This window comes from Roseomonas rosulenta (genome assembly GCF_016106005.1).
GTDB classification, from domain to species: Bacteria; Pseudomonadota; Alphaproteobacteria; order Acetobacterales; family Acetobacteraceae; genus Neoroseomonas; species Neoroseomonas rosulenta.
The window spans coordinates 101128-113035 of sequence record NZ_JACADR010000001.1; the positions used below are offsets into that span (position 1 = coordinate 101128).

Sequence of the window (11908 nt, forward strand, 5' to 3'; positions counted from 1 at the left end):
ATACCCTACCCGGACGCGCGAGCTCCCCTGGGGAGGGTGCCGAGCGCGATCAGTGCTGCGGGAGCCGTGATGCAGAACTCCGGCGCCTCACCGGCACTCGGCGGGGCGGGCAGGCATCGCTGGTCGACGGAGGTCCTGGGAGGGCACCGACGAGTGCGTCGGCACCATGCACCGGGACGCCGAGCCGGTGGCCTGGGAGGGGGACAAGGCGCGCAGCCGCGGTGGCGGGGCAGCGCCAACGGGTCGAAGAGCGCTTCACGCCACCGCCCTACAAGCTCATTGAAAAAGCCAATTCAAATCTGACCCAAACCCACTCTGCTGTAACACGGAGTTGATTTCATTAGAATTGGTGATGAATCTTTGAGATTCAGGTGTAAGAGATCCTAAAACTAGTAGGCCATCGTGAAATACTAAATACTCAATCTCGCCCAAAAGATCTTTACCTTCGTCCTTGCCCTCTACAGACCAAAAACTTTTTTGCTGACCTACTGGAACTCTTGCGTTAAGCGGGGCACCCTTAAGTGATGCAAACGAAATGTAATCAATTGTGTATTCATTCCGCAGTCCGTCATAGACTGCTACATCGTTGTCTTTGCCCCCGATGAGTGTATCATTTCCGCCGCCTCCAAGAAAAATATCGTTGTCACGACCGCCATTTATTGAATCATTTCCTCCACCGCCTGAGAATATATCTTCAGTTAGGCCGCCATTAAGCGTATCAGCTCCCTCGCTGCCAACCAGCATCGTCAAACTATAGGAAGTTAGATCTCTTGTATTAGTCTCGCCAAAATACGGCGAGGCTTCAAAGTAAAAATTAGAAAATGTATCCGCTATATATGCAAATTTCTCGGCATAAGAGCTCGTATTGTCTCGGCTGAATCCATCGGCGGCATTCGCTATTGAGCCGGCGGACTGCACATAAAGACCCATGGCGTGTTCTTCAAAAGGGTCAAAGAGACCATTAAGTCCCTCTATTCGTTCAATTATGACGTCGGTTCCATAGAGAACGGCATCATCACCAAAAAAATCTCCCTCGCGTCCAGCGACAGGATCTTCATCGTGAATAATATTTACAATACGAACATCTTCCTTATTGATGTTTTGATTTTCCCAGTCTGCAACGGTGCTCTGATTGGAGCCTGGAGTGCCAAAGGTGAACGCAAGTGTGTTGTCTGCAGAAAATTGATTCTGCCCACCGTAGATATAATCATGATAGAATGTTTGAAGCAGTCCGCCTCCCAGACTATGTCCTGACACGATCAACTGCTCGAAGTCCGCATCTTCAGCATACGCCATCACGGCATCCATGAAGTTCTTGAAGTCAGCCCAAAGCTCATCCCATCCGAGGAACGCCTGCTGAAGATACTCTAGCGGGTCGTCGGTTCCCCGAAAGGACAGCGCGAGCGTGGACTTTCCGTCCACCTCACCTTCAAGAAGCAGGGCGCCTGACGCGATAAGCCCAATGATGAAGTCCGACTCGAAACGACCAGTCGTGCCGTCATAGCCTTCGATAACAGCGCCCGCCGCGAGGTCGAGGTTGGCCGCGCTAACCGGTCGCCATCCGCTATCCAGCAGAGCCGTGTATGCTTCCTGGCGCGCGGCCGTATCCGGAAGGTAAGCAGCAGTCGCAAGCGCCGCCGCGACGATCAATGGGTGATCCCCGGAAAGATCAATGCTCGAAAGCTCGATCGCCTTGACCTCCGGAAGAGGTGGCGGCGGTGGCGGAGGCTCCGCCGTATCGATACGGAAGACCGATGCCTTGATATTGAACCTAAAAGGATCATCCAACGCTCCGCTAGCGTCGCTCCACGTGATCACGAAATCGCTATTGGTCAGCGCGGTCACCGAGGGATCAACTTGTGCTCCTACAGTCAGGGTATTCACTAGGAACTCGCCGCCAACCTTTGCGCCGTTAACGTCGAACACCTGCGCCTTGATGCTCCAATCGTCCAGATCGCCCAGCGTTCTGCTTCGATCCTCCCATGCCACAACAAAGCCCCCATTCGGAAGCGCGGTCACCGCAGGATCAAGCTGTTGGCCGGCCGTCTCAGTATTGACCAGGAATTCGCTGCCCACCTTCGCGCCACCGGCGTCAAACACCTGCGCCTTGATGCTGGTTTGGTCCGCATCGCCCAGGGTGCCGCTCCAGTCTTGCCATGTCACCACGAAGCCACCATTCGACAGCGCAGCGACTGAGGGGGCCTCCTGACTGCTTGCGGTCTCAGTATTGACCAGAAACTCGCTGCCCACCTTCGCGCCACTGGCGTCAAATACCTGCGCCTTGACGCTCTGCGGGAACATGGGGCCTATCCGGCCGCTCGTGTCGCCCAAAGTGCCGCTATAGTCATCCCATGTCACCACGAAGCCGCCATTTGACAGTGCCGCAACAGAAGGCCGCGTTTGATCCATGGCAGTCTGGGTATTGACCAGGAACTCGCTGCCCACCTTCGCACCGCTGGCGTCGAACACCTGCGCCTTGACGCTTTGGAACTCCGCATCGCCAAGCGTTCCGCTGTAGTCGTACCATGTCACCACGAAGCCGCCGCCCGAGAGCGCGGTCACAGCGGGGTCCCTCTGTTGGCTGCCTGTTTCCGTGTTCACAACGAACTCACCACCCAACTTCGCACCACTGGCGCTGAAGACCTGCGCCTTGATGTCCCAAAAGCCACTTGTGTCTTCCCACGTCACCACGAATCCGCCGTTCTGCAGCGCGGTCACAGAAGGCGACATCTGACTATCGACCGTCTGAGTATTAACCAAGAACTCGCTGCCTACCTTCGCGCCGCTGGCGCTGAAAATTTGCGCCTTGATGCTAAGGAGGCTAGCATCCCCCAGCGTGCCACTTGAATCTTGCCATGTTACAACGAAATCGCCATTCGACAGAGTGGTCACCGAAGAATCAAACTGTCCGCCTACGGTCTGAGTGTTGACTAAAAACTCATTGACGATCTTCTGCATTGTGCCGGACATACTGCAGCTCCGTCGAAGGATGAATTGGCGAGGTTACTTTGTTCTCGCACGGTGTTGCGCGCTGCTGCCCTTGTCAAGCAATCAGTGATTGCAAAAGATGATCCGTCTACGGCTGGACAGTTTGCAAGAGCCGCTAGCCTGGAACATTCATGAAGGAGCGGAATGGGGCGCCGAGGGCATTCGGTGACGTGTCAGGGCGAGGAGCGTGCGCGCGTCGTTGACGCCGGCGTGATGGGCGTTGATGGAGTGCGGGTCGCGGGTCTGTCGGGTTTCGGTTCGTGGGCCTCGAGCGGGGCATCCGCCCCAATTGTCAGCAGGTGAGCCGCGGCAGACGTTTGAGCGCGAGGCGCAGGATGACCTTTTCGGGACAGGTGTTGAACGCCAAGCTGCGCCGCGCTGTGCGTGCCAGGGGCCATTTCCCCACCGACGAGGCTGCCCAGAAGCTGCTGTTTGTTGTCTTGAGAAGGATCGAGAAGGAATGGACCATTCCCCTGCGGAAATGGTCTATGGCCAAGGCCCAGTTCGCCGTTCTGTTCGGCGAACCCTTCACCAAAGCCATGGCCTGACCGTGTTGTTCAACAGACCGGTCATACACGGAATTCACGACAGTCCCTGTCGCAGCCGAATCCTATGGCCGTTCAATGGGTTGCACCATGCCCGCCAGCCCCCGCGATGAATTTTCCAGGTTAGCTAGTCTGGGCGCCGCCAGTCCAGGAGCCGCGCCTCACCCCTGCATCCGCCTAACCACCTCATCCAGCGTCAGCCGACGACGCGTGTGCGCGTCGCGGAGATCGCCCGCTGAGTCCACGATCAGCACCAGCGCATCGCCGCGCGGATGCTCCACGACACCGAGCATGACGGTAGCGCCCTGCGCTTCCTTCACGAGCGCGACACGCCAGTCGGGACCGCGAAGCGGGCGCGCGATGTGTCGGCGCAGCAGTTCCGCCGCGTAGCAGTCGACGGCACGCCAAACCTGGGGCGACGGCTCGCGCCGTGCCTTGATCGGCGGCGCGAAGGGCGCGGCAGAGCGCGGTACGAGTCGGTACGACGCGGCGATAGCGGCGGCAGCGGCCCGTTTCGCCCGCTGCTGGCTGTGCAGGCGTGCGGTGCGTCCGAACGGATCGTAGGACATGGAGGTTCTCCTTCGCTCAGGTGCGCGACGAGGCGCTGGGGTTGAGAGCATTCGCAATCCGGCGTGCCGGGCGGTCGCTACCGCTGTCGCGGCGGATCGCGGCTTCGGCACGTGTGGCGGCGACCTCGGCGCGCGTGGCATTGAAGTCGGCCCGCAAGACGGCGATCTCCGCCTGCAACTGCGCCTTCGCCATGGCGATCTCTTCGCCGACGAAGATGCGAATCGCGACGATCATTGCCTCATCGCGAGGCATCAGGGTGTCCACGAGGACGTCGTCACTTGGTGAAGTCATTGCGGTTCTCCCTCGTGGGCTTGGGCTGAAGCTTCGGGGCGTCGTTGCTGCGATGGATGATCAGGACGGCGGCACCGCTCGTATTCCGCGCGTATCGCGCCGGCGGCGCGAGATAGTCGGCGATGCAGCCGGCGATGGCGGCGAGGTGCGTGTCGATGGGTTCGCCGGCACCGAGCGGCCAGCGGGTCCAGTCGCGGACCGACGGAGCGGAAGTGCCGAGCAGCGCGCGATGCGCCATGTGCCGCGCGGCGTGCCACGTGGGCCGGGCTTCGTCATCGGGGCACGTCTCGACGACCGCATGGCCGGCGGGGTGCTCCGCGACCTCCCACAACTCGACCGCCGCGCGGACGATCAGTGCGGCGAGCGCTCGTGCTGAGATGCCGACGTCGTTGTGATGCTGTTCGTCTTCGAGATCGACGCCCTGCGTTCCGGCTGCCGGCAGCGTGATCGTGAGGTTCCGCAGGTCGTAGAGCATGTGCCGCGCCCAGGCCGGCCAAAAGCCGTTGGCGCAGATCGTGATTCGCGGCAGCGTGGTGATGTTCTGCGGCGGGTCGAAGTGCCGCCAGAGCCTGGTGAGCGTGCGGTCGGCAACGCTCTTCTGGTGCCGAATGGCGGCGCGCTGGTCGATGGGGACGAGGAAGTCGGGCGGGCTGAAGTTCAGGCGCGGGTGCCGGGGGCCGATGCGGGGAGACGCCGCGGAACCCGGCGGGGCTGTGGTGGGTGGCATGGGCTGGGTGACCTTCCGGATGGGTCCGCAGCCCAAGCGGCCGGGACCGTCGGATACGTCTCCTGACGCGTGCGCCGAAGCACTGGAAACCGGCCGGTGGCGGCGTCGAATCCGGAACCGCTTCCCCTGCGCCGTGGACCGGTTTTCGGGGCGGCCGGGTGGGAAGGACCGGGGGCGGGGCTGGGACCGGTCCACGGCGCAGGGCACGGGGCGCGCGGGGGTATCCATTCCCGCCGATCCCCGGAGCGGCGGGCCGGACCGGGCCGGGACCGTCCGAAGGCCTTGCCGGGTACGGCGGGCTTCCCGAAAGCGGACACTGCGCCTTGCGGTTTGGCGACCAGTTTAGGCGGTATGCCGACGCGCTGCTGCTTATCCGGATAGTGTGCCCGTCGCGGATCTATGGGCTACGGCGGCAGAACCGTCCGCGCCTGCCCCGCTGCGCGTGGTCTCGTCACGGGCGCGGCGGGGGAGAGGCGAGTGACATCCAGCTTCAGCGCGCCGCGCCGCGCTGATCGGCCTGAACATGACCCAGGGCAATCGGTTCCGGTCCATCGCCCTCGCTGCGGATCGGCGCGGACGAGCGCGGCGTCAGTAACATTTTCCAGCGCCAGCCAAATATGCGGCTTTGGCCTCCTGCCTCCTCAAAGCGCCAGAGAGCCAAACGCTCTTGCATAAGCGATCACGTGAATACTCGATACTGGACTATCCGCCACTGGCCAAAAGCGGAACACTAAAAGAGGAGGCGCGGCTAAGGTCTCCACGATTCGCAGGGGAAACGAGCGGTGGCTGAAGACGGAGCTCTTCGCGAGGCATTTGGCCTCGATGGGAACGAGATCATTGTAGCGCAACAAGCGGCACGGGCCTTCCTGGCCACCGCCAAGGACCGCGCAGCGCGAAACATCCTACAAAGCGCCGCACCCATGACGGCTGATGCGATTCGCAACGAGCTCAATGGACAGTGTTTCAACATGCTGTCGAACGCCGGCCAATATCTCCTTGTCGGCTTTCACCAGCACAGTCGAGGCGCCATTGAATCGCTTGATGGCTTGCTCACCAATGTGTTCTATGATCCGGTCGCCTTCCGAGACCTTCCTGCGTGGTGCCTGCTGTTTGCAGCAAGGCAGGCGTCCGCCACCGTGCAGCTTGATCATTGCCAGAGCCCGAGTTCCGAAAGCCATTTATCGGGCATGTTGCTAGCGGCGCTGGGGCAGGCGTGTGAGCAGTGGAGGGCGGTGATTGCGAAACCACTTGCTCGAACCGGCAGCACTCTGTCGTTGCAGCGGATCGATCTCTCGATCTTAGGCGGTGAGCAGGCCACCGGTGGTGACTTTGGGCTTGTGCTTGATTTTGATGGGCGCGGCGCCCAGCCGGGACATCAGGCACATGCTCGAATAGTGCCGCTCGTTTTCCAGGCCAAGCGATATGGCCGCCCTACGGCCGACGTATCCCAACGCCACCCGGTGCGTGGATACCAGCATCACTCATTAGGGCTGAACGGCTGCGCATCCGCTTACATTTTCTATGAGAATGGTACCAAAAAGGTCCAGCGCCCGTTGCCGCCGTTGGTCAAAGATATCCGCGCGGTCGCCACGCCAAGCCGGACCAATCCATTACAGGAAAGCGTGGATCTGGCCACATATCTTCTGAAAGCACTCTACGATTTTAAGGCGGCACCGGCAGCCAGTTCGCCCGAGGAGGCGCTACGTATGCTTTATGCCCAAGCAGACCCGGGCCAGCTCGCTTACCTCGCCGTAATATCTGGCGATGCCAAAGCACATTCTCATTATGAAGCCATTCTTGCATCACTTGCTCCAATTTTCCGTGGAGATCTGGATGATCGCGCGATTGAAGGGGAGTCACACGACGGCCGATGAGTGGTTCAGGTAATCGAGCGGGTTACCGGTGAGCACGTAGCCGTCACGGTTCAGGCGGTGATGCGGCGGAGCGTGAAGCGGGAGCGTGATGCGGGAGATCGCAGCGTGGATCATCGCTTCGCTGGTACAGGCGTTCAGGCTGCGCATCAGCTGTCGAAACCCGATGTGTCGCTGTCCGTCGTGGTAGCGTGCGCGCGCCACGGCGGCGGAATCGCGGGTGCCGGATCGCCGCGTAGTGTCGGCACGTCGAACAAGGGCGGAGCCGCCGACTGATCGGCCTCGGCGCGCGCGATGGGCGAGAGGCGCAGGTTGCGCGCGAGCTTCAGCATCAACTCGACGGCCCGAGTGTAGCTGGTCACCGTTGCGGCGACGGACCGGTCGATCTCCATACGCCGCACTTCGGTGCAGGCAATCGCGTAGGCGCTAAGCAGGCGACTGTCCGCGGGGGTGAAGAATCCTGGCCGGGATGCGACCGCCTCGGCGAAGGCGCGCTTCGCGTCCGCGCTCAGATGTGCGGGAGGATGCAGGTCGGCCGCGGGACGAGGGGCACCACGTCGAAAGTGAGCGCGAAGCTGCGGCACGTTTGTCTTCTCCTGATGATCTGCTGCCAGGGCGATTTTCCGGGTATTCGCTGAAGGCCGAGTCCCCCCGTCGGTTTGGGTGATCCGAACCAGGTTTCAGACTCCCCCCCTGGGTAAGCCGGCGGGACCGCATGCCCCGAAAGCTCCGCCCAACATACCGACGCGCGCGCGAGTTAGGACTGCCCCACATGCGCCGCCTGCTGCTGCTGCACCACGCCGAGGCCGCGCGCACGACGGGGGGCAGCCGGGGGCCGCCGCGGTGGCCGGTCCGGCGGGTGCCAGTGGGCTTGGGAGGGCCAGGCAGGGCAGCGCGCCGGGTGGCCGGCGTGACGGGCCGGGCGGGGTGGCCGGACGTCCTGGCAGGACCTCGCCGGGCGAGCGGGCGCGCATGCCGGCAGGGACTACAAGCCGGAGGGGCCGAGGCAAACTGCGAGTGCAGGGTGCCGGGTGCCGGGTGAATGCTGGCCGTGGTGCCGTGCGCCGAGGCGTGGGTTGCGGCGCGGGCCGGGACGCCCTGGCGTACGTGGGTGGGTGGGTTTGCCCCCCCTAAAGGGGGGCGTAAACCCACCCACCCACGCCTCCGCCGGCGTCCTGCGTGGGTTGCGTGGATCAGGCGTGGGTTTAGGCGTGGGTTCCAGAAACCCACGCCGCGGCCTACGGTACACCCTGCCGGCATACGGTGGTCGCGGAACTCCGGCGCTGACACGGTGCCTCTGCCGGCGTGGGTTGCGTGGGTTCCCCCATGCCGGCGTGGGTTGCGTGGTTCACCCCCAGCACCCGGCCCGCACCGATCAGAACGGCAGATCGTCGTCATCGGGCGCGCTGCCCCCGGCCGCCTGCTCGGCTGCGCTCAATGCGTCGCGGTCAACGATCAGCCCCGACGCCTCGGCTCCGCTCGGTCGCGGCCGCGTATACTTTTCCTCGCGGACGACGCCACTGCTGACCCAGCCGTCCAGCGCGGCTTTGACCACCGGCTCAGGCAGTCCCAGGTGTTCCGCGAGAACCGGCACGACGCGCCTATTGCCGTTCTTTTGACCATACCGCGTCCAACGCTCACCCGGCGATGGCTCGCGGGCGATGATCCGCAGCGCCGCAAGCTTCTGCGCTGCCGTCAGCCCCTGCTGCGGCTGCTGTTCCCGCTGCACCAGATGGACTCGGCGCAGCACCTGCACCGTGTCGCCCTCCGGTCGATACTCGTCGCCGTTGCGCAGCGGGACGCCCTCGAAGCGGAACCACGTGGACGAGGCGCGCGGAAGGTAGTTCTCCTTGGCCGACACGAGAGAGACGTAGAAGCCGTGCTGCTCGTCGGTGATTTTGGGTTCGAACGTGCCGGCTAACTTCTTGTCCATCGGCATCAGCGCGAATGCGGCACGCGCGGCATCCGTGATGACCACCGCGCCGCGCGCGGCACCGGAAACCTCGCGCCCCGAGCCGTCAGCACCCGATCCCTTGCGCGTATGGTGCAGCACCAGGATCGCGCAGTTGGCGCGCCCGGCGATGCCGACAAGTGCTTGAAGCACGGTGTCCATCGCCTCGTTCGAGTTCTCCGGCACGTTGTGCGTGCGGAGCAGCGGATCGACGACCAGCAGGCGCACGTCGTTTGCCCGACAGAATGCGACGACGCTGTCGCAAGCCTGCTCGTTGATCTCCGCCTCGGCACCCGCCTTGCCGATCTTCATGCTGACGAGATGCGGTTTCTCGGTTGCGAACAGGATTTTGCGGCCGTCGCCGAGGTCCACATTCGACAGCGGCATGTCGAGGTCGTTGTGATACCAGGTGGTCGCGGCCTTCATGCGGCGGTCGAACTCCTTGCGGTCGTCCTCCAACTGCATGAACCACACGCTGCCCGGCCGATGCACCCGCCAGCCCAACAGCGGCAGTCCGGTCGCCACCGACAACCCGGCGCCGATGGCGAGCGATGTTTTGCCGCCCGCCCCGGCACCAATCAGCACGGTCACGCCGCCTTCGATCAGCAGGCGCTCCATCACCCAGGGCCGAGGCGGAGGGTTCAGCGCATCGAGATCGACGGACTGCGCTCGCCGCTGCCAGTGGTTTTCGATCTGCTCCTTGCGCCGCCGCTCGCCTAGCTGGCGCGCCTTCTCAAATTCTTGTCGTAGCCATTCCGTGGCGCGTTTACTACGACGTCGCTCGACGAACTGCTCCAGGTCAGCAAGAGAGCAACCGAATTCACGACCAGCGCAGACATACGCTTCGCGGCGTTCTTCCGATGGGAAACGCTCGCTTGCCATCGCGTCAACGAGTTGATCGAGCGTCTCGAATTCCGGTGCGGCATCGGGAGCATCACCAGGCGCATTGGCCGCCGAGAGATTTTCGTTGACCTCGACCTCTGCGTCGCCGTTCACGTCATCCGGCATGGGCGACCTCCGCTCCTGCTGCCTACGAAATTCCTTTTCCCTGCTACCGCCCCGCGCCGGTGCCAGCCGACGCGGGGCATCTTCTGTGCGGCGTTCACCTCGGCGCTTCCTCCTCCGGCCCGCCGGCGGCATCGCCGCACCAAACCGGTGTCGGCCAAGTGTCGAGGGGCCAGCCCGCGCGTCGGAGCCGGGCCTGCATGTCATGGTCGTGCCGCGCTTCCCAAAGCAGCAGATCGACCGCAGCGGGGTGGTGTGCGCCGGACCCGAGGACGATGCCGCGCAGGTCTCGCTTCGCCAGGTAGGAAGCCATGCGGGTCGCGTAGTCGCGCGCTTCCGTCAGCAGGTCGGCGTCCTTGAGCATGCCGCGCATGTCGATGTAGGGGGACGAGAACCACGCCCGCGGCTGGTGCCTCGGATCGCGCGGATCAGTCAGGCGCACGCCATGATCCGCGAAGGAATCTCGCCACAGACTACCGTCGCCAATGCGTGACAAATGCAGGCCGAGCGCAGCCGCGGCACTACGGCGAATGGTTGTCGTCGCCTCGCGATGGGCCTCGGCGTCATAGGGTCCGGTGCTGCGCCACTCGGGATAGACGATCTCGGCGATGCGCAGCAGCTCCGCCTCGCTGGCGATGCTCGGCGGCCATCTCACGCAACCGCCAATAGCGGCGGTCAATTCCGTCAGCCTGTGGTGCAGGCCTTCCATCGCGGTGACGTGGAACGGGTCGGACGTCATGGGCAGGCTTCCGTCGACCAGGGCAGGGCGGGGATCATGGATCGGTGATCGGGAATCAACGCGGCGTCAGGCTCCGCGAAGCCGTTCATGCCGCTACTTCCGCCAAAGAGGCGCGGGACGCGCTCGCCGAGATCCAGGCATCGATATCGTTGACGACATAGAAGATTCCCGCGCGCGTGCCGGGGCCAATCCGGTAGAAGCGCGGGCCGACACCCTGCCGGCGCCACGCCTCAAGGGTGCTGGTTGACTTGCCGAGATACGTCGCGGCCTCGCGCGGCGTGAGCCGAGCGTCGCGGGGGAAGCGCGGCGCGACGGACGGTGCCGCGACGGGAGCGGGATTCGAACGGCTCTGGGTCGGCATGGTGGTCCTCCTAGCTTGCGGTGGGATGCCGCGAAGGACCGGAACACACCTCGGCGTCTCGAGGCTACCTGCGGTATGGGGACGTCCCCATACGGAGAGACACCATAGTGTCTGGAAGAATCTGCATGCTGGAGTGTCTTTGCTGGTCCGAGCCGGTCCGGATCAAGCCCGACTCCGTCCGCGCACCCGCTATCGGGGCTGCTCCATCACCGCCCGGTTGCGCCCCAGTCCCCCCCCCGGGCTCTCGGGCATCGCGTCGTCGTTCACGAGCGGCGGAATAGAGGGGGGCATCGCCGTCGCGAAATGGCCTTCGTCTGTCGACCGCAACCAACTCGCCCGACGAGCTTCCGGAAGGAATGCCGCGAGCCGGTCGAGCGCCGCAGCGACGCCAGGCCGCGCCGCGCCACCCTCGAACAGATACTCGTGCACGCAGTCCAACCAACCTCGGCAGGATCGTTGAAGTTTCTCGCGCTCACTGTCGCTCGGCGCTTCCGCTTCACTGCCGGCGTTCTGAATTTCGGCGACGTGACGGAGTGCTGTTTCCACATGAACCGACATCTCACGGAGCATCGTCGCCATCCGATGAAGATGATCGTCCAAGGCGCGCCAATGGGGGTCGGTCGGGCTTTGGTCGGGCTGCGGCGTGCCATCAATCTGCGGAGAGCTCTGCGAAACCTGCGTGATCGGCTGATGAAGATGTGGCGGTGTCCTGGAAGCGGCCTTGGGGGTCGTCTTCGAGCCCGCCGGTCGTGCGGTGGGCGCACCTCTCCCGTCAGGCGAGTAGCCGTTCGGCGCGGCGCAGGTTCATCGCGGTGCAGAGCAGGTGCAGATGGGCGCCGTTGCGCAAAAGGCCGCGATAG

11 protein-coding genes and 1 pseudogene are annotated in these 11908 nt (G+C 63.5%); 2 read left to right on the forward strand and 10 right to left on the reverse strand.

What is annotated here, in order from left to right; translation table 11 throughout:
- Nucleotides 1-276 precede the first annotated feature (276 nt).
- Complete coding sequence (locus HW578_RS00495; RefSeq protein WP_198368526.1) at nt 277-2958, reverse strand: lipase family protein; 2682 nt, start codon at nt 2956-2958, stop codon at nt 277-279.
- 380 nt (nt 2959-3338) lie between these two features.
- Here HW578_RS00495 and HW578_RS00500 point away from each other — a divergent pair.
- Nucleotides 3339-3536, forward strand: a pseudogene (locus HW578_RS00500) (transposase); the annotation flags it as partial.
- Nucleotides 3537-3694: 158 nt separating this feature from the next.
- Here HW578_RS00500 and HW578_RS00505 read toward each other — a convergent pair.
- Genes HW578_RS00505 through HW578_RS00515 form a run of 3 tightly spaced genes read right to left on the reverse strand, consistent with a single transcriptional unit; the run spans nt 3695 to nt 5157 of the window.
- Nucleotides 3695-4102 (reverse strand): hypothetical protein, encoded by a 408-nt coding sequence (locus HW578_RS00505; protein ID WP_198368527.1) that lies wholly within the window; start codon nt 4100-4102, stop codon nt 3695-3697.
- A gap of 16 nt (nt 4103-4118) precedes the next feature.
- The gene (locus HW578_RS00510) at nt 4119-4367 is read right to left on the reverse strand and encodes a hypothetical protein (protein ID WP_198368528.1); all 249 of its coding nucleotides are present in this window, start codon (nt 4365-4367) and stop codon (nt 4119-4121) included.
- Nucleotides 4368-4377: 10 nt separating this feature from the next.
- Entirely contained in the window at nt 4378-5157 is a 780-nt protein-coding gene (locus tag HW578_RS00515) for a hypothetical protein (protein WP_198368529.1), read from the reverse strand.
- Nucleotides 5158-5903: 746 nt separating this feature from the next.
- On the opposite strand from HW578_RS00515, the gene HW578_RS00520 reads away from it, so the two are divergent.
- Complete coding sequence (locus HW578_RS00520) at nt 5904-6995, forward strand: hypothetical protein (RefSeq protein ID WP_198368530.1); 1092 nt, start codon at nt 5904-5906, stop codon at nt 6993-6995.
- Here HW578_RS00520 and HW578_RS00525 read toward each other — a convergent pair.
- The 6 genes from HW578_RS00525 to HW578_RS00550 all read right to left on the reverse strand — a co-directional run bounded on the left by HW578_RS00525 (nt 6978) and on the right by HW578_RS00550 (nt 11618).
- Nucleotides 6978-7142 carry a hypothetical protein gene (locus HW578_RS00525; protein ID WP_198368531.1) on the reverse strand — a complete coding sequence of 55 codons (165 nt, stop codon included), beginning with the start codon at nt 7140-7142 and terminating at the stop codon, nt 6978-6980. The genes HW578_RS00520 and HW578_RS00525 overlap by 18 nt on opposite strands.
- Nucleotides 7142-7576 (reverse strand): hypothetical protein, encoded by a 435-nt coding sequence (locus HW578_RS00530; protein ID WP_198368532.1) that lies wholly within the window; start codon nt 7574-7576, stop codon nt 7142-7144. Before HW578_RS00530 ends, HW578_RS00525 begins: the two co-directional genes overlap by 1 nt.
- A gap of 791 nt (nt 7577-8367) precedes the next feature.
- Nucleotides 8368-9951, reverse strand: a complete 1584-nt coding sequence (locus HW578_RS00535; protein ID WP_198368533.1) for an AAA family ATPase — start codon at nt 9949-9951, stop codon at nt 8368-8370.
- A gap of 94 nt (nt 9952-10045) precedes the next feature.
- Complete coding sequence (locus HW578_RS00540; protein ID WP_198368534.1) at nt 10046-10687, reverse strand: hypothetical protein; 642 nt, start codon at nt 10685-10687, stop codon at nt 10046-10048.
- An 85-nt stretch (nt 10688-10772) separates the two neighbouring features.
- Nucleotides 10773-11048: a helix-turn-helix transcriptional regulator gene (locus HW578_RS00545; RefSeq protein ID WP_198368535.1), complete on the reverse strand. Its 276-nt coding sequence runs from the start codon at nt 11046-11048 to the stop codon at nt 10773-10775.
- Nucleotides 11049-11237: 189 nt separating this feature from the next.
- On the reverse strand, nt 11238-11618 hold the full coding sequence (locus HW578_RS00550; protein WP_198368536.1) for a hypothetical protein: 381 nt from the start codon (nt 11616-11618) through the stop codon (nt 11238-11240).
- Nucleotides 11619-11908 lie beyond the last annotated feature (290 nt).